This window comes from Lysobacter sp. Soil_N_23 (assembly GCF_057656135.1).
In genome coordinates this window covers 26,509-44,720 of the sequence record NZ_JBDGKY010000025.1, presented here as the reverse complement: position 1 = coordinate 44,720, position 18,212 = coordinate 26,509, and the positions used below count along the sequence as shown (strand labels likewise).

Below are 18,212 nucleotides of genomic sequence, written 5' to 3'. Positions count from 1 at the left end.
TCCTCGCAGGCTCACTTGCCGCGCGCCGGTGCGGTGGCTACGACCTTGGCAGGGCGGCCCGTCAACGCACGCGCGGTGGCTTCGATGTTCGCCGGTGAGTAATCCCACGCCAGCAGTTCCTCGCCGGCCGTCACCAGGAACGTTCCGCTCGCGTCCAGGGCAATGGCGTTGACCGGCTTGCCCGAGCGCGGCGCGATATCGATCGTGGTGCCGGTGATCGATCCCTTCGACCATTCCACGACGTTGCCGTCGCGGTCGGCCGACACCAGGACCGCATCGGTGCCACGCGCCGGCGCGGAGAACGCCAGCGCGGTGACGGCACGTTCGTGGTGCGGCACGGGATTCTTGATACGGATCAGCTCCGGCACCTTCCATTGCGTCAGCCAGCCGTCTTCGCCGGCGGACACCAGCACCGCGCCGTCGGGTTGGAATGCCAGTGCCAGCACGTTCTTGCCCGCGTCGACCCAGCGCCGGTCAGTGCTGAAGGTCGGGTTGTCGCGCGCCTTCAGCCACAAGCGGATCAGGCCGGCTTCCGAACCGACCGCGAGACGGTCGGAACCGGGACCGAAGGCGAGGCTGGCGATGGGGTCCTCGTTCCTGCCCAGCGACGGGTCGACCACCGGGCGCGTGAGCATCTGCGTGGATTGCATCCTCCAGCTGTCGCCGCTGCCGCGGCGCCACAGGTTCAGGTTGGCGCCGACGCTGGTCGCCAGGAACTGTCCGTCGTTGCTCACGGCCGGCGTGGCCGGCACGCACTTGGCATCGCCGCGGCCTTCACCATCGCCGCCCGACAGGACCGTGCGTTGCGGGACCGCACCGTCACGCAATGCCCAGCGCAGCACCTTGCCGTCGCAGTCGGCGCTGATCAGGTGCGCGCCACCGGGTTCGAGCACGAAGGCCGCCCGGCGGCCGGTGGCCAGACTCCATCGCGACTGCTGCTGGAGGCGATTGCCGATCTTCTTCCAGAAGTGGATGCGATCGTCGGTGCCGGCAGCGGCGACCACGGCCGAGGCGCGATCCATCGACAGCGCCCGCCACGCCGCAGGTTCAGTGCCGGCGAACGGCAACGGCTGCGCCAGCACCGAGCCGTTGCCGCGCTTGAGGTCGACCAGCCAGATCGAACGCGTGCCACCGACGGCGATCACGCCATCGCTGCCGGGCTGGTAGGTCGTGCTGTACAGACGCTCGCCGACCTCGCCGTAGCGCTTGGCCACGGTGCGCCGGTCGATGTCGCCCGGCCCGGTGGCATCGGCCGGCAGGCGCCAGCGGATCACGCAACCGTCGAGGCCAACGCTGACGAACTCGAGCGAGTGCGGCGCGAACGCGATGCCGCGAACCTGGGCGTCGAGCTGGCCGCGGCCGTGGAAGGCGACCGTCAGGCGCGTGCCGCTGGTCGCCGCGTTCGCCGCGGCCAGGTCCCAGACGTGCAGGAATCCCTCCGAGTCGCCGGCGACGAAGTAGCGCCCCGACGGATCGGCAGCGGCACTGAATATGCCGACTTCGCGGGCGAGGTGGTCGCGAATGCTGAACTTGCGCCACAGCGGCGGACGGCTGCTCTGGCCCGGTGCGATCGTCCAGATGCGTACGTTGCCTTCCAGGTCGGTCGACGCCAGGCGCTCGTCGCCGCCGCCGGGCGCCGGCGGCAGGAACAGGATCTTCTGGATCGGCGCGGCCGATTCGCCGAAGGCCGTCAACGCGCGCGGGGCGGCCGGATCGGAGACGTCCCACAGCTCCACCATCTTGTCCCAGCCCGCCACCGCCAGCATGCGTCCGTCGGCGCTGAAGGCCGCCGTCGTCATCTGCCGTCGCTGTCGCCCGGGGGTCGGATCGAGCAGGCCGATCCGCTGCAGTCCGCCACCGCGCAGACGCCAGAGCACGACGCGGCCGTCGATGTAGGTGGAGGCCACCAGTTTCGTTGGCTCGTACATCACCACCTGGTAGGTCTCGGCCCCCTGGTCGGGCGTCATGTAGGCCGGGCCCGTGGTCTGCGGCTCCTGCACCGAGATGCGGCCGTCCCAGGAACCTGCCAGCAGCTGGCGACCGTCATCGGTGAAGACCAGCGACCACACCACGTGCCCGTGCGGATTGAGCCCGCGCACCAGCGCCGCCGGCATGCCGCCGAGACGTTCGCGCATTGCGCGACCGATCCGCAGCGACAACGACCGGCCCTCCGGCAAGGCATCGGCGCGCTCGCGCAGGCGCACCAGCATGTCCAGCGCCTGCACGGGCGGGTAGTCGTCGGTGCTGCGCATTTCGCGCGAGATTTCCGAACGCATCTCGCTGACCGCCAGTTCGTGCTGTTCCTTCCTGAGGTTGAAGAACCAGTAGCCCAGCAGCACCACCACCGCCAGCACCGCGGTGCCGCCCAGGGCGAGGTAGCGACGCCGCTCGCCGGTGGCACGTTTGTGTTCCTGTTCCGATGCCTGCAGGAACTGCTCTTCGTTGCTGTTGAGGTAGTCCGGGTGCTGGCGGGCGAACTCGCGCGCTTCCATCAGTTCGCTGCCGGTGATCAGCCAGTTGCGGTCGTTGTGCGCGTCGGCCATCTGCCAGCGCTTGGCGCGCATCTGGAACGGGGTGAGGTGGGCGACCTCCCACGCTTCGTTGGCGGCGTGGATCGGCGCCAGCAGGCGGTCGTGCGACAGCTCCACCCATTCGCGGTCGTTGCGCGCGTCCGAGCGCAGCAGGTGGGCATCGATCAGGCGCCCGACGGCCGTGTCGATATCGCCCAGCGCGGTCGCATCGCGCAACGCCTGGGTGCGCACGCCGCCGGTGGTGACCAGCTGCGTGCTGATCCATTCGCGCAACCTGCGTTCGGAAACGCCAGCGGTCGCGGCCGCCGCATCCACTTCGCGGTCGTAGTACGCGCGCAGGGCCAGATCGACTTCGCTTGCCTCGCAGGTGGCCACGTCGTCGGCCTGGATGCTGCGCTTCTCGCCGACCACGATGCGCTCCCACAGGTCGCGGCAGACGACCTGCAGTTGCACCGGCTCGACGAAGCGCCCCTGGCGCGGCGTCTCGACGCCATCGGCATCGCGCACGACCACCGTGCACAGGTCCTGCACCAGCTGCTGGGCGGCATCGGCCGACATGCGATCGCCGGCGGGCATGGCGATCGCTTCGCGGGCCGCATCCAGCGCCAGCGCGTCCATGCGATACCGGTACGCCAGCGCGGTCGGAATCAGATCCAGGTACGGCTCAAGTTCGGCCACGCGGTCCTCGCGCATCGCGAACAGCGCCCAGACCGGCACCTGCGTGCCGTCGTCGGTGTCCAACCCGGCCAGCAGCGCGCCGAGTTCGTCGAGGAAGGCACGCTTGTCCTCCTCGTCCAGCGGATTGACCGTGAGCAGCTCCGAACTGGTCGATGATCAGCAGCCAGTACCGCGACACCTCGCCGGGCGGCGTCGGCCCGAGGCGCTGGAGGAAATAGCGCGCCAGCGAGTATTCGGCCAGGGCCTGGTCCGACAGCTGTTCGGCCGCCGGCAGGCGCCGTTCCAGTGCGCGCAGCATCGCCAGCCGGTAGCGGTTGGTGAGGGCCGCCGTGCGCCAGTCGGGGCAGAAATAGCCCAGGCGGATGATCGGCAGCGGCTGCAGCTCGTAGAGCTCGCGCAGCGCCGGCGCCAGCGCGGCCTGGATCAGCGAGGTCTTGCCCGCGCCCGACGGCGACAGCAGCAGGACCACGCGCTTGCTGACGATCAGGTCGACCAGTTCGTCGGTCTCGCGCTCGCGTCCGTACAGCTTCTGTCCGTCCGACAGCGGCACCGGGCCGACGTACGGGTTGTCGCCACGCACGTTGGGGTCCGGTCCTGCAGGCATGGTCGCGTCGATCGTCATGGCCTAGTCGGTCTCGTCCTCGAAGCGTTCGATCAGCTTGACCATGAACTCCTCCGGTGAGCCCCAGAACAGGTTGATGCGCGCGTTCTCGCGGAAGTAGTTGCGCAGGTACTGGTAGGTCCTGGACGGATCGGTCGACTGCGCTTCGTCCGGGCTCATCTGGATCGCCACGCGCGTGCGCAAGAGCGACAGGTCGATGCCTGGCTGGCGCACGATGCTGCTGAACAGCACGCGGAAGTCCCAGGCGTCCATCTGGAAGCCGAGCAGCATCAGGCCGGAACTGGCCAGGGCGCGGCTCACCTCCAGCGGAATGCTGAGGTTGCGCGCTTCGTTGCGCGTCACCGCCGTGAGGAAGTCGAAGTAGTCGTCCTCGGTCATCACCAGGCTTTCGGGGTACTGGAAGTTGCCGAAGACGTGGAAGATCAGCGGCTCCTCGGGGCTGGGTTTGTACTTCGGCTCGGGCACCGGCCCCTGCCGCAGCGAGCGGTCGCCAAGGCTGCGCCAGGTGCACAGCTGCACGTGCGGCTTGCGGCCGGCCTCGACCAGCGCGTCGTGCAGCATGTTGTCGCGGTTGGCATTGACGTAGATGGCCACGGGCAACTTCGCCAGCAGCTTGTGCACTTCGCTGGGGTTGCCGGTACGCTCGGCGGTGCCGATGTGCGAGATCAGCTGGTCGACCAGGCCCTCGCGTGCCGGTCCATCCTTGAGGTCCTGCGGAATGCGGTCGGGAAATTCGCGGCGCAGGTAGCGCGTCAGGTAACCGCGCAGCTGGCGCAGCACGTAGGCGCGGCTTTGCTGGTAGGCCAGGTATTGCGCCACCTGCGCGAGGTCGTCGCGATTGCGTGGCGCCAATGGGAACTCGTAGCGCTCGGCCCATTCGCGCGCCATGGCCCGGGTCGAACCGAACACGCTCTCGACCAGTCCCGGCCCCAGCACCGGCACGCAACGGCCGTCGTGGAGGTCGCCCACCACCGCGTCCCAGCGGTCGAAGGATTCGGCATCGACATTGCGCGCCGGCCACAGCGCGCCGCTGCGCGAATGCGTGTACAGCGCCGGCATCCACCAGTCGCGCTGGTCGCCGATGTCCGACCGCGCCGCGGCGACAGCGCGGTCGATCTGGCCGTCCTCGACCAGCTCGCGGAACAGCCGCGGCATGAAGCGGGCGACCGAGGCCAGGGTGACATCGCCGCGCATCGCCAGCACGTTCGGCACGCCGGCCTGCGCCAGGCGCGGCGCCAGCGCGCCCAGTCCCTCGCCGTTGCGGCTGCCCGCGCTCTGGCACGACGCCAGGATCACCAGCCGCGGCCGCTCGTTCGCGGCGGCGATACGCTCGACCAGTTGCTCGCCCCTGACCATTTCGCCCAGGCCGTCCTCGTCTTCGAGCAGCAGGCGCGGTTCGCCATCGGCCGTCAGCGTGCCGTGGCAGGCCAGGTAGACGACATCGGAGTAGCTCTCGCGCATGTCGCTGACGATGTTGTAGACGGTGGCAGGCTTGTCCAGCCGGCGAATGGCGATGCGGCGGACGCCGGGCACCAGTTGCGAACGGATCGCCTGCGAGGCCGCCTCGAACTCCTGGTCGGCGTCGAGCGCCGGCTGATTCCACTTCGTCGACAGATCGCTCGGATTGGCGACCACCACCAGCACCTGCACGCTGTCGGGGTCCTGCAGCGGATGCAGGCGCAGGTCGCCGGTACTGAGGAAGCGCGAGAACCAGATCGTCGGGCTCGCCAGCAGCGGCTTGCCGGTGCCGGGCTCGTGGATCAGCTCCCAGTGCAGCGCATGCAGCTCCGGTGCACTGGCCTGCACGTGCAGGCGGATGCGCAGGCCGTCGCGCGCGGCCGAAGCCACGCGTGCGCGCATGAACGCCTCATGGATCGGGTCGCCGGGGTTGCCGAACAGCATCTGCGCCAGCGCGGCACCGTAGGCATCGGGATCGTGCGCGAGCTCGCGCAGCCTGGGCAGGTCGATGGCCACGCGCACCGGATCGAGGATGTCGTTCTCGCGGTCCTGTTCGGTGTCGATGTACTTGCCGCCGACGAAATAGACGCCGCGGTCCAGCCACTGGATCCGCAGTTCGAGTTCGCTGTACAGGGCGGCCATGGCGTGTGCTCGTCCGTGGCTCAGGGGTGGATCCAGAACGCGTTCTCGGCGAACGTTTCGCGGTTCCACCAGCCCGGCTGCGCGGTGCCGTAGCGGAAATTGGTCACGCCGGCCTGGCTCTGCAGCGGCGAGGTCACCTCGCCGGCGCCGTCGCGCCTGGCGCGGTGATCGTCGCGCTCGGGGACGACCATGACGATGTGACCGGAGCGGCCGTCGTCGCGGCGCCGTGCGACGATCAGCGCCACCGCGCCCTGGTTTGCGGCGAGCTGCAGCTTGGTCAGCGTGCCGGTGCGGCGCCAGCCGAACATCGGCCCGAAATCGCGCAACCAGCGAAACAGGTCGTTGGCGCGCATCTCGCGCAGGGTGTCGCCGATCAGCGAAGCCACGTCCTCGCCGCGCTGCAGCGCCAGCAAGGCGGGCGCCGACCACCACACGCGCGGCAGGTAGACGCCGGCCAGGTGGCAGTAGTCGTGGCAATAGATGTTGCAGAAGGTCAGGCCTTCACGCGGGCGGTAGCGCCGGTGCGTGCCCTTGTCGACGCCGAGCCAGTCGATGATGGCGGCCAGTTCCGCGCGCAGCGCGTCGACGTCGGCGCCACGCCGCCCGGGCTGCCCGTCTTCGTTGAGCGAATGCGCACCGGCAGGGTCGGCGCGCCGCGTGACCAGGCCACGACGGCGCGGCATGACGGCTTTGGGCAGCGCCGAAATGGTCTCGGCAGTGGCGGCAGGCGTCTCTTCGGTGCTGCTGTCGGCACGCAGGAACTGCGTCGACGCGAAGCCGCGCAGCAGCGCGCCCGACAGGCTGGTCTCCACCGCCATGAACCCATTGACCGGCCGGCCGCTGATGCAACGCACGCGCTGGCCATCGGGCAGCTCGCCGATCACGTTGGCGCGCAGCGGCCTGGACTTGCGCGGTTGGCTGCGCAGGAACAGCGTCGATACCCGCGTGTCGACGCGCATCGCCGGTCCTGTCGCCTCGACCGGGCTGGGTGGCGGCACGATCGCTTCGCCGCGCCGCGGCGGGTCGATCAGCGGCTCCTCGCCGGTGACGGCAACCGTCTCGGACAGGCGCAGGAAATCGAGCACCGCTTCGCCGTAGAACTTGCCACCCTCGGGACGGAATCCTTGGCGCAGCCCGCGCCGAGGATCAAAACCGCCGGTGTTGTAGGCGATCGCGACAGCGACCTGCTCGAGGATGCTCAACGCGTCGCGGCCGCCCAGCCCGATCTTCCGTTGTTTGGAATCGAGCTCACGCAATGCGTGCGCAAGCGTTTCGTCGAACCGCGCATAGCGCTGCTCGAGGAAGTACGGCGCATCGCCGCGGAAGAACTGCAGGTCACGCTGGAACAGGCCGAAGCCGTGGCAGAACTTGTGCGATTGTCGTGCCGCGCCGCGGTATCCGGGAATGTGCACGGCCATGTCGATCAGTGCCTGGCGGGCAATGGCGAACATCGCCGCACCGCCTTCGACCGACAGCAGTTGCGCCTTGTCGCGTGGAAACGCCCTGCGCCCGCCACCGTCCGCACGCGCGTCGATGGTGTCGCCGACGCACAGGCGCAGCACGTCGGCTTCGCCCAGCCCCTGGCGGCGCAACTGCGGCCAGATCTCGCCGGTCTCCTGGCAGGCCAGCGCGACCATGAAATCGAGGCTGAAAGGCCTGCCCGCGGTCGCGCGCCCGATACGCGTTGCGAAACGCGACTTGAACCATCGAATGTCTGCACGATCGGGCACGACGGCAGTCCTTTGCTGGGGGATCGCAAAGCGGGCACGCGTCTTCGCCCACGCCGCACGGCGTGTTGGCGAAATTCCTGGCAGTTCATTGGAGTTCAACGCAGCCACTCCGGCGCGGCGGCCAGAGCGGTCGTGCGCGAGCCGTCAGCGCCGGGCCTAGCCGGTGTGAACGGGCGGGAGCAGCACCTGCACGCGCAGCCCGGGCGCGCGATCGAGGAGGACGACGCGGCCACCGTGGCGGTGCACGATCGCCCGCACCAGGCTCAGGCCCAGGCCACTGCCGGGAGAACCGCGATGAGACTCCAGGCGCTGGAAGCGATCGAACACGCGTTCGCGTTCGGCCTGGGGAATGCCTGGGCCCTGGTCATCGATCTGCAGCAGCGCGCCCTGCGGCGTCGCCTGCAATCGGACGTCGACCGCGCTCTCGCCCGGTGCGTACTTGAGCGCGTTGTCGAGCAGGTTGACCAGCAGCTGGAACAACTGGTCGCGATCGCCGCGAACCTGGACCGGCTGCAGATGCGCCTGCAGGCGGATGCCTCGTTCGCCGGCACTGGGCGTGTACAGCTCGACCGCATCGGCCACCAGCGCCGCCAGCTCCAGCTGCGGTTCGTCCTGCGCCGGTGCCTGTGCCTCGATGCGGGCCAGCCACAGCAATGAAGCGAAGGTGCGCAGCAACTGGTCGGTTTCGGCCACGGCCGCGTCCAGTGCCGCATCGCGCGCGGGGTCGCCCGGCTGTCGGCGCAACTCCTCCAGGCCGTTGCGCAGTCGCGTCAGCGGCGTTCGCAGATCGTGGGCGATGTGGTCGGTGGCGTGACGGACGCCGCCGAGCAGATCCTCGATGCGGTCGAGCATGCCGTTGAAGCGTCGCGCCAGCCGATCGAAGGCGTCATCGCTGCCGTCGAGCGGCACGCGCAGCGCAAGTTCGCCACCGCCGACCCGCTCGGCGGTCGCATCCAGGCTGCGCAGCCGTCCGGACACCCAGCGCGAGGTCAGCCAACCGACGAGCGCGCCCAACGTCGCCGCGACCAGCAATGCCGCCAGCGCGGTGCGCAGCATCAGGGCGAGAAAGCGGTCCTGCGAATGCAACCGCAGGCCGACCAGCAGCGTGCCGCCGTCGGCAAGCGGCTGCAGATGCGCGATGACCCGGCGGTGGCCATCGGAGTCGCCGGCATCGGCGGCATCGAAGGTGATCCAGCGCGCGCCGGTCGCCGCATGCGCCTGCATGCCCGGGGTAGCAACTACCGCGCGTCCGTCGCGATCGAACAGCGCGTAGACCGCGTCGGGATCTTCCGGCGCGGCGATGCGACCTTGCAGTTCCTCGACCAGGGCGGCGCCGCCGCTGTCGCGATGGACCTCGGCCAGGCCGGAGGCATCGGTACGCACCAGCTCGCGCGCATCCTGCAGCAGCAGCGTCGACACGGCCAGATACACGCCTGCGCCGAGCAGCACGAACGCAATCAGGAACGAGGCCATCACCGCCAGCGCCAACCGCGCGCTGGTGGATCGCAGCCACGGCATCGTCATCCGCGTCACTCGCCCAGCCGGTAACCGGCGCCACGCACGGTATGCAGCAGCGGCGACTCGAAGCCGTGATCGATCTTCTGCCGCAGCCGGCTGATGTGCACGTCGATGACGTTGGTCTGCGGATCGAAGTGGTAGTCCCAGACCGCTTCGAGCAGCATGGTCCGGGTGACGACGCGCCCGGCCTGGCGCATCAGGTACTCGAGCAGGCGGAACTCGCGTGGCTGCAGTTCGATGTGCTTGTCGCCGCGCTGCGCGCCGCGGCCGAGCAGGTCGAGTTCGAGGTCGCCGACGCGCAAGCGGGTGGGTTCGCGTTCGGCGCCATCGCGGCCACGACGGACGATGCTGTCCAGGCGCGCGCTCAGTTCCGAATAGGCGAATGGCTTGACCAGGTAGTCATCGGCGCCGGCGCGCAGGCCTTCGACGCGGTGTTCGACTTCGCCCAGTGCGGTCAGCAGCAGCAGGGGGGTGGGATTGCCGGCACCGCGCAGCGTCTGCAGCAGCACCAGCCCGTCGACCAGCGGCAGCATGCGGTCGAGCACGATCGCATCGAATTTCTCGGTCGTGGCCAGGAACAGCCCTTGCCTGCCATCGCCGGCATGATCGACGGCGTGTCCATCCTCGCGCAGGCCCTTGACGATGAAGGCCGCGGTATGGGGATCGTCTTCGACCAGCAGGACTCGCATGCGGCACGGCTCCGGCAACGCAAAAAGGATACCCCGTCGAAGCACCTCGACGGGGTATCCGCCCGCTTGCACACGGGCTCCGGGGGGAGGGGTCGGACTTGTGGGTCGGGTCAGTGGATCAGGTCAGTGGATCGGAGCGTGGACCCGACTCGTGCGGATCAGCTCTTCTTGCCGTCGCTGGTCTTGCTTTCGGCGGCCTTCTTGGTGTCGGTCTTGCTGGCGTGCTTGTGCTTGCTGACGCTGGACTTGGCCGGTGCCGTGGGCGTGGTGGCCGGGGTGGCGGCGAGGGCGGAACCGGCGAGCGCGGTCAGGGCGAGGGCGATCAGGGGCTTGCGGATGTTCATGGTGTCGTGACTCCTGGACTGGGTACGTTGACGAGGTACGTGGTTGGGAATCTCTCTTGTCGGTGGGGTCACTCCCCATCGCAGGGACAGATTGCGCGCGCACGCTTCTCGACGATCTTTCCGGAGCATGAACAATCGGTAATGTTCGGGGTCGCCGCTGCACCACGTCATCCCGGCGAACGCCGGGATCCAGGCCCTCGACGCATCCGCCCCATCACGTCATCCCGGCGAACGCCGGGATCCATCTTGATGTTGCATTGTCTTGATCTTGCCTCGGCTTCGGAGCGGCGTTGTCCGCAGGGGCACGTCATTTCATGGTCTTCGTTTGCCCTCACCCCAACCCCTCTCCCGCAAACGGGAGAGGGGCTCAAGCAACCGTCGTTCCGGCGCACACCGGGACACATCACCCTTCCGCCCAATCACCGTCATTCCCGCGAAGGCGGGAACCCAGTGACGTTGCACAGTCAACGTCATCCCCGCGCAGGCGAGGATCCAAGGACGTTGACGTTGACGCTGGCTATGGATCTCGGCGTTCGCCGGGATGACGTGACGATGCTGATGAGGTGCGGGCCTGGATCCCGGCGTTCGCCGGGATGACGGTGACCCGGCTGGAGGCGTGACTGCCTGGGTCCCGGCGTTAGCAGGGACGACGTGACATTCAACCCACGCCACTGCCCCTGCGAATCGGCACCGGCGCCGTCGCAATGCGCCCCTTCAGATCGGTCATCGTCCCCGGCAGCACCACCAGATACGAAATCAACTGCTCCGCCAACTCCAGCAGCAGATCCGCACTGACCTTGTCGATCGTCGCCTCATCCTCGAACTGACGACCAAACGTCCCACTCGGCGCCAGCAACTGCGCGATGTCCTGCAACGGCCGCGACAGATCCATCTCCTTCGGCAGCGCCTCCAGGTTCTGCGTCAGCGACTGATCGCGCTTGTCCTCACTGACCAGGCGCGCCGCCAGCCCGGCCAGCAGATGCCGCACCGTCAGCGCGGTCGCACCCCACTCGGCACGGTTGTAGAGCTTCAGCGCGGACTCGTAACTGCGCGCCAGCGGCGCCGACAGGTTCTGCAGATGCTCCACGCCGGACATCGGCTCGCGACCGGCCGGGCCCGGGTAGCAGAACAACCCGCCTTCCTTGCGCGTGCTGTCGACCTCCAGCAACTGCACGAACAGGACTTCCTGCTCGCAGCGCGCGCAGGTCAGTTCGCTGGCGGCCAGCTGCCGTCCGTGCTCCTGCCAGGTTTTGGCCTCGAAAACCGCCTCTTTCAGGCAGTTCGGGCAGATCATTTCCACCGTACGCGGGAACGTATTCGAAAACCGGGATTGAACGAGGTTGTCCTGGACGAGTTGCATCGCCGCCTCCTGCCCGTTGGCCTGCTCCCGTTGATGTGAGTCCCCTGGGATGCATCCCCAAGGCCTTGAACCCCACCGCTCATCACACGACCACTGAATACCGGTTCGTTTGTGAATAAAACGTTGTGATCGCGCCATCGAGGACAGCGCGAGGCAGGAATTTCGAAGATGAATCGAATCAGGCCAATCAAGTAGCGACTCAGGTCGCGACGCGCGTCACAATCCCTTGGCCGCCTCCGCCACGGCGCGGAACAACGCGCGCCCCTTGTTCATCGTCTCCTCCCACTCCTTGGCGGGGTCGGAGTCGTAGACGATGCCGGCACCGGCCTGCACGTGCAGGCGCCCGTCCTGGATGACGGCGGTGCGGATGGCGATCGCCGTGTCGGCATCGCCATTCCAGCCCAGGTAACCGATCGATCCGGCGTAGACGTTACGCTTGATCGGTTCCAGTTCGCGGATCACTTCCAGCGCGCGGATCTTCGGCGCGCCGCTGACCGTGCCGGCCGGGAAGGTCGCGCGCAGCACGTCGGCATAACTCAGGCCGGGTTTCAGCGTGCCGGTCACTTCGCTGACGATGTGCATGACGTGGCTGTAGCGCTCGATCACGAACTGCTCGCCGACCTGCACCGTTCCCGGTTCCGACACGCGTCCGGCGTCGTTGCGGCCGAGGTCGATCAGCATCAGGTGCTCGGCGCGCTCCTTCGGATCGGCCAGCAGCTCGGCCTCGAGCGCGGCGTCCTCTTCCGGGGTTGCGCCGCGCGGGCGCGTACCGGCGATCGGCCGCACCGTGATCTGGCCGTCCTGCAGGCGCACCAGGATCTCCGGCGAGCTGCCGACCACCTGGGTGCCGCCGACGTCGAGGAAGTACATGTACGGCGAAGGATTGAGTGCACGCAGCGCGCGGTACACGTCCACCGGGCGCGCCAGGAACGGCACCGACAGGCGCTGGCTCAGCACCACCTGGAAGATGTCGCCGGCGCGGATGTATTCCTTGGATTTCTCGACCGCGGCGATGAAGCCCTCGCGGGTGAAGCCGGAAACGAAATCGGCCTCGTCCAGCGCGCGACCCTCCAGCGTCTCCGGATAACCCGGGCCGCCCTGGCGCAGGCGATGCACCAGTTCGTCGAGGCGGCGGTTGGCGCGGGCCAGCGCGCGCGGTTCCTGCGGGTCGGCGTGGACGATCAGGTACAGCCGGCCCTTGAGGTTGTCGAACACCGCCAGCTCGTCGCTCTGCATCAACAGGATGTCGGGCGTGCCGAGTTCATCGGGCTTGTGCGATCCGCTCGGGTCGGCGCCGGCCAGGCGCGGCTCGATGTACTGGATGCACTCGAAGCCGAACCAGCCGACCAGGCCGCCGGTGAAACCGGGCAGCCCTGGAATCTTCGGCACGCTGTGTGCCGCGCGCAGGCGTTCGACTTCGGCGAAGGGATCGTCGACGACGCGGCTTTCGACCAGCTCGCCGTCCTCGGTCACGAACAGCGTGTGCCCGGCGAAGGCGTACACGCGCTGCGCCGGCAGGCCGATGATCGAATAGCGGCCGAAACGTTCGCCGCCCTCGACCGATTCGAACAGGTAGGTGTGCGGACCGTCGGCAAGCTTGAGGTAGACCGACAGCGGCGTATCGAGATCGCTCAGGACCTCGCGTACGACGGGAATGCGGGTGTGGCCGTCAGCGGCCTGCTGCTGGAACTGCTCGGGAGAGGTCACGCAAAGGTTCCTTGGAAGACGAGGGGGCGGTCGCGCAGGCGTGGGGCCGTTGCCACCATCGCCAGCCGCAGCCCATGCCGGCGGAATGCACGCCGGCAGCAAGGAATTTCGGGATCGCCCGGGTTGTCGTCGGCGCGTTGCTCATCGGCCCTACTTTACTGGCTTGATGAACGCGGTGCGATGTCGGTGGCGTGATGTCATAAGCGCGTCATCGTCGATCCGGAACATGGGAGTCCATATCAGGGACGACGGGCGGAGGCTGGATTGCCTCCAATCTTCCGCGGCAAGCCAGTGATGGCTTGCCGCTTTTCATTGGGGATCAAGAGCGTCCCCTCTCCCGGCCCTTCGGGCCACCCTCTCCCACAAGGGGAGAGGTTGAAGTTCCCTCTCCGAAGAAAGCTCCCTCTCCCCTTGTGGGAGAGGGACAGGCCGCCACAGGCGGCCAGGGAGAGGGGTCAACGCAGGTCGGTATCGGCCACGACCACGCCATCCTCGTCCGCGCACAGCCAGTCGCCCGGGCGGATCCGGATACCGCCGAATTCCACGTCGACATCGCGCTCGCCCTCGCCCAGCTTGTCGGTCTTGCGCGGGCACACCCCCAGCGCCTTGACGCCCAGGTTGAGCCCGCCGATCGCGCCGCTGTCGCGGATCACGCCGAAGACCACCACACCGGCCCAGCCGTTCTCCTCTGCCTTGGCGGCGAGCAGGTCGCCGAGCATCGCGCGCCGGGTCGAGCCGCCGGCGTCGACCACCAGCACCCTGCCCTGCCCCGGCTCGGCCACCGCTTCGCGCACGCGCGAGTTGTCCTCGTCGGCCCGGATCGTGCTGACCAGGCCGTTGAATGCCAGGCGGCCGCCGAAATCGCGCAGCGGCAGGTCGAGCACGCGCACCTGCGCGTCATGGAGATCGCACAGGTCGCAGGTGTTCATCCGGTCCTCACTCCTTTGACGGCCGCCTTCATCCGGCCGATCACGTCGGCGTAGTCGGGCGCATTGAAGATCGCCGAACCGGCGACGAAGGTATCGGCGCCGGCCGCGGCGATCTGCGCGATGTTGTCGGCCTTGACGCCGCCGTCGATCTCCAGCCGAATAGATTTACCGCTGCGGTCGATCATCGCGCGCACGCGGCGCAACTTGTCCAGCGCAGACGGAATGAAGCTCTGCCCGCCGAAGCCCGGGTTGACCGACATCAGCAGCACCATGTCGAGGTCCTCGAGCACCCAGTCCAGCACATCGATGGGCGTGGCCGGATTGAGCACCAGTCCGGCCTGGCAGCCATGCGACTTGATCAGCTGCACGGTGCGGTGCACGTGCGCGCTGGCTTCGGGGTGAAAGCTGATCATGCTGGCGCCGGCCTTGGCGAAATCCGGAACGATGCGATCGACCGGCTCGACCATCAGGTGTACGTCGATCGGGGCCGTCACGCCGTGCTTGCGCAGGGCCTCGCAGACCAGCGGGCCGATGGTGAGGTTGGGCACGTAATGGTTGTCCATCACGTCGAAGTGGACCCAGTCGGCGCCGGCGGCGAGCACGTTGTCGACCTCCTCGCCGAGTCGGGCGAAGTTGGCCGAAAGGATGGACGGGGCGATGACGGTCGATTGCATGGGAGGTCCTGTTGCCTGGAGTCTGCCTGCTCCCCGGCGGTCGGGGGAAGGTGTGGGTCTGGAAAAGGGGGCTGGCTGTTCTGCCCTCACCCCGGCCCTCTCCCGCAAGCGGGAGAGGGGGAATGGGTTACGGCCTCTCCCGCGGGGGAGAGGGGGAAGGATTACCTGCGCTGGCGCAGGGACTTGATGCGGTCGTAGGCCTGGTTGATCTCGCGGGCCCGGGACTCGGCCTGCTGGCGCAGCTCGGCGGCAGCGCCGGCCATGCGGTCCGGGTGGTATTGCGAGATCAGCCGCCGGTAAGCCTGGTCGACCTCGGCGTCGGAGGCGTCGGAGGTCAGGCCCAGGGCGGCATAGGGGTTGTCCCGGCGCAGCCTGAACCAGTCGATGTCGAAGGCATGCCCGATCAGCAGCCCCACCAGGGCGCCGAACAGCGGGTTGGTGCGGAACAGGGCGGCTCCGGCGAAGAAGCCCAGCAGCTTGCCGTACCAGCGTTTCATCGTCCTCCCCGCGGCCCGGTGGCCGCCTTTCCCGAACACGTGTCCAGACCGGCCGCCAGTGTACCTGCACGCCGTGCAAAGCCGGCGTACACTGGCCGGCCCTGTCCGCGCGCGCGCGTCAAGGCGCGCTTCAAGGCTGATGGTGTGCGGCGGGGCCTGCATGCATATTCAGAGGGTTTTTGCGTTGTCCACGACACTGCTGCAATCCGACCTGCCGGGCCTGACCCTGCGCCACCGCGGCAAGGTCCGCGACGTGTTCGACCTGCCTGCCGAGCGGCTTCCCGCCGGTGCCGGCGAATGCCTGCTGATGGTCGCCACCGATCGCCTGTCCGCCTTCGACGTGGTCCTGCCCGACCCGATCCCGGGCAAGGGCGAGATGCTCTGCCAGATCAGCAACTTCTGGTTCGGCAAGACCGACCACATCATCCGCAACCACCTCACGGGCATAGACGTAGCGTCCGTGCTGCCGTCGGGTGTCGACACCGCGCTGTACGCCAGGCGCGCCGTCGTGACCCGGCGCCTGAAGCCGGTGCCGATCGAGTGCATCGCCCGCGGTTACCTCATCGGCAGCGGCTGGAAGGACTACCAGCGCACCGGTCGCGTCAGCGGCATCGCCCTGCCCGACGGCCTGCGCCAGGCAGAAATGCTGCCCGAACCGATCTTCACTCCATCGACCAAGGCCGCCGTCGGCGACCACGACGAGAACATCGACTTCGACACGGCGGTGCGCACGGTCGGCGCCGACCTGGCCGAGCAGGTGCGCGACGCAACGCTGCGCCTGTACAAGTTCGCCCGCGACCATGCCGCGCAGCGCGGCATCATCCTGGCCGACACCAAGTTCGAATTCGGCCTGGATGCGGACGGCCGCTTGTACGTGATGGACGAGATGCTCACGCCGGACTCGTCGCGCTACTGGCCTGCCGACCAGTACGAAGTCGGCACCAGCCCGCCGAGCTACGACAAGCAGTTCGTGCGCGACTACCTGGAAACGCTCGGCTGGGACAAGACCCCGCCCGGCCCGGCGCTGCCCGCGTCGGTGATCGAGCGCACCCGCGCCAAGTACGCCGAGGCGCTGCAGAAACTGGCCGGCATCAGCATCGACGCGGCCGAGCCGGCCAGCACGGTCGGCTGAGCCGGCGGTGCCGGCATGGCCCGATCATGGCCGGCGTGCTCGTGATCCAGCTATTCTCCCATTCGGCCCCGCATTGAGCGCCGGCCGAGTGCGCCTGGGAGGGACGCCATGAACACCGCAGCAGACTCGACGACCGGGTCATCGCAACGACAGATCGACCAATGGTTCGCCAACTACTCCGGCGACCATCGCAATGCCACCAACCAGCTCATCCACGTGATCTGCGTACCGGCGATCCTGTGGAGCGTGATCGCGCTGCTGTGGTGCATCCCCGCGCCCGGCACGTTGTTCCGCGCCGGCTTCTGGGCCGGGCTGGCGATGCTGGCCAGCGTGCTTTTCTACTACAAGGCTTCACGTGCGCTCGGCCTGGGCATGGCCGCCGTCTACGTGGTGATGGGCCTGGCTACGCGATGGATCCATGACAGCTACAGCACCAGCACGCTGCTGTGGCTGGGCGTGGGCGTGTTCGTGGTCGCCTGGGTCGGGCAGTTCATCGGTCACAGCAAGCTGTTCGAGGGCAAGCGCCCTAGTTTCTTCACCGACCTGCGCTATCTCTTGATCGGGCCGGCGTGGGTACTGGCGAAGCTGTACCGGAAGCTGGGCTGGTCGTACTAGGCACCTACACGTCATCCCCGCGAAGGCGGGGACCCAGTGTCGTGGATTTTCAGGTCAGCACCGGGAGCAAAGTCGCTGGGTTCCCGCCTTCGCGGGAATGACGGGCTTTTGAAGGACGTGACTGATGGACTCCAGCACGAAATGACGGAAGTTCGAGCGCGACAATGATGGAACACGCATGACCCCGCGCGATCTCGTCCTCGTCCTGCTTGTCGTCGTCGCCTGGGCGGTCAACTTCCTGACCTCCGCGCTGGCCATGCGCGAGATCCCGCCGTTCCTGTTCACCGCATTGCGTTTCGCCCTGCTGGCGATGCCGCTGGTGTGGATGCTCAAGCGGCCGGCGCCGGGCCAGTGGCCGCGACTGCTCGCGGTATGCGTGTGCATCGGTGTGCTCCACTTCGGCCTGAGCTTCACCGCGCTGAAGCTGGCCGGCGACCTGTCGTCACCGGCGATCGTGATGCAGAGCTACGTGCCGATGACGACACTGCTGGCTTGGTGGTGGCTGGGCGAGCGCTTCGCCTGGCGCACCGGCCTGGCCATTGCGGTGAGCTTTGCCGGCGTGCTGGTGCTGGGCTTCGACCCGATCGTGCTCGACCGGCCGATGGCGTTGGTGCTGATGCTGATCTCGGCCGCCTTCCTGGCCGTGGGCACGGTGCTGATGAAGGGTCTGCGCGGCGTCGACGTGGTCAGCCAGCAAGGCTGGACGGCGGTGTTCAGCGTAGTGCCGCTGCTGGCGATCAGCGCCTGGTTGGAACCCGGTGCCATCGCGCAGCTGCCCAATGTCAGCTGGGTCGGTTGGGCGGGCGCGGCCTATGCCGCCTTCGTGTCATCGCTGCTCGGCCATGGCCTGTATTACGTGCTGGTGCAGCGCTACCCGGTCGCGCAGGTGACGCCGTGGCTGCTGCTGGTGCCGGTGCTCGCCATCGGCCTGGGCGTTGCGTACTGGGGCGATCGCCCCGGCCCGCGCTTGCTGCTCGGCGGGGCGATGGTGCTCGGCGGCGTGTTGCTGATCGCACTGCGTGCGCTGCGCAAGGCGCGCCCCGTCGCGCCGGCCGAGGAACTGTAGGAGCGAGCTTGCTCGCGACA

At 68.2% G+C, this 18,212-nt stretch carries 14 protein-coding genes and 1 pseudogene; 3 read left to right on the top strand and 12 right to left on the bottom strand.

The annotated features are described in order from the left end of the window. Positions 1–11: 11 nt before the first annotated feature. The 12 genes and pseudogenes from AC3A3X_RS15805 to AC3A3X_RS15750 form a co-directional block, all read right to left on the bottom strand. The gene (locus AC3A3X_RS15805; protein ID WP_487583987.1) at positions 12–635 is read right to left on the bottom strand and encodes a WD40 repeat domain-containing protein; all 624 of its coding nucleotides are present in this window, start codon (positions 633–635) and stop codon (positions 12–14) included. A 1,095-nt stretch (positions 636–1,730) separates the two neighbouring features. Next, positions 1,731–3,813: pseudogene (locus AC3A3X_RS15800) on the bottom strand (NACHT and WD repeat domain-containing protein); the annotation flags it as partial. 21 nt (positions 3,814–3,834) lie between these two features. Beyond that, positions 3,835–5,931 carry a CHAT domain-containing protein gene (locus AC3A3X_RS15795; RefSeq protein ID WP_487583974.1) on the bottom strand — a complete coding sequence of 699 codons (2,097 nt, stop codon included), beginning with the start codon at positions 5,929–5,931 and terminating at the stop codon, positions 3,835–3,837. Positions 5,932–5,951: 20 nt separating this feature from the next. Beyond that, on the bottom strand, positions 5,952–7,661 hold the full coding sequence (locus tag AC3A3X_RS15790; RefSeq protein ID WP_487583973.1) for a hypothetical protein: 1,710 nt from the start codon (positions 7,659–7,661) through the stop codon (positions 5,952–5,954). A 156-nt stretch (positions 7,662–7,817) separates the two neighbouring features. Beyond that, a complete protein-coding gene (locus tag AC3A3X_RS15785; RefSeq protein ID WP_487583986.1) occupies positions 7,818–9,185 on the bottom strand; it encodes a sensor histidine kinase in 1,368 nt (455 codons plus the stop codon). 5 nt (positions 9,186–9,190) lie between these two features. After that, on the bottom strand, positions 9,191–9,868 hold the full coding sequence (locus AC3A3X_RS15780) for a winged helix-turn-helix domain-containing protein (RefSeq protein ID WP_487583972.1): 678 nt from the start codon (positions 9,866–9,868) through the stop codon (positions 9,191–9,193). Positions 9,869–10,026: 158 nt separating this feature from the next. Continuing rightward, positions 10,027–10,212 (bottom strand): hypothetical protein, encoded by a 186-nt coding sequence (locus AC3A3X_RS15775; RefSeq protein WP_487583971.1) that lies wholly within the window; start codon positions 10,210–10,212, stop codon positions 10,027–10,029. Between the two features lie 658 nt (positions 10,213–10,870). Beyond that, the gene (locus AC3A3X_RS15770; RefSeq protein ID WP_487583970.1) at positions 10,871–11,572 is read right to left on the bottom strand and encodes a zinc ribbon domain-containing protein; all 702 of its coding nucleotides are present in this window, start codon (positions 11,570–11,572) and stop codon (positions 10,871–10,873) included. 216 nt (positions 11,573–11,788) lie between these two features. After that, complete coding sequence (trpE, locus tag AC3A3X_RS15765) at positions 11,789–13,279, bottom strand: anthranilate synthase component I (RefSeq protein ID WP_487583969.1); 1,491 nt, start codon at positions 13,277–13,279, stop codon at positions 11,789–11,791. Positions 13,280–13,734: 455 nt separating this feature from the next. Next, positions 13,735–14,208 (bottom strand): ribonuclease E activity regulator RraA, encoded by a 474-nt coding sequence (rraA, locus tag AC3A3X_RS15760; protein WP_487583968.1) that lies wholly within the window; start codon positions 14,206–14,208, stop codon positions 13,735–13,737. Then, positions 14,205–14,882 carry a ribulose-phosphate 3-epimerase gene (gene rpe, locus AC3A3X_RS15755; RefSeq protein WP_487583967.1) on the bottom strand — a complete coding sequence of 226 codons (678 nt, stop codon included), beginning with the start codon at positions 14,880–14,882 and terminating at the stop codon, positions 14,205–14,207. The genes rraA and rpe overlap by 4 nt, the downstream gene beginning before the upstream one ends. 161 nt (positions 14,883–15,043) lie before the next feature. Beyond that, on the bottom strand, positions 15,044–15,379 hold the full coding sequence (locus AC3A3X_RS15750; protein ID WP_241918376.1) for a J domain-containing protein: 336 nt from the start codon (positions 15,377–15,379) through the stop codon (positions 15,044–15,046). A gap of 184 nt (positions 15,380–15,563) precedes the next feature. Here AC3A3X_RS15750 and AC3A3X_RS15745 point away from each other — a divergent pair, with 184 nt between their 5' ends. From AC3A3X_RS15745 to AC3A3X_RS15735, 3 genes are all read left to right on the top strand, one after another. Beyond that, positions 15,564–16,511, top strand: coding sequence for a phosphoribosylaminoimidazolesuccinocarboxamide synthase (locus tag AC3A3X_RS15745; RefSeq protein WP_487583966.1), 948 nt, complete (start codon positions 15,564–15,566; stop codon positions 16,509–16,511). Between the two features lie 108 nt (positions 16,512–16,619). Further along, positions 16,620–17,126, top strand: coding sequence for an Mpo1 family 2-hydroxy fatty acid dioxygenase (locus AC3A3X_RS15740; RefSeq protein WP_487583965.1), 507 nt, complete (start codon positions 16,620–16,622; stop codon positions 17,124–17,126). Positions 17,127–17,304: 178 nt separating this feature from the next. Beyond that, entirely contained in the window at positions 17,305–18,192 is an 888-nt protein-coding gene (locus AC3A3X_RS15735) for a DMT family transporter (RefSeq protein ID WP_487583964.1), read from the top strand. Positions 18,193–18,212: the final 20 nt, after the last annotated feature.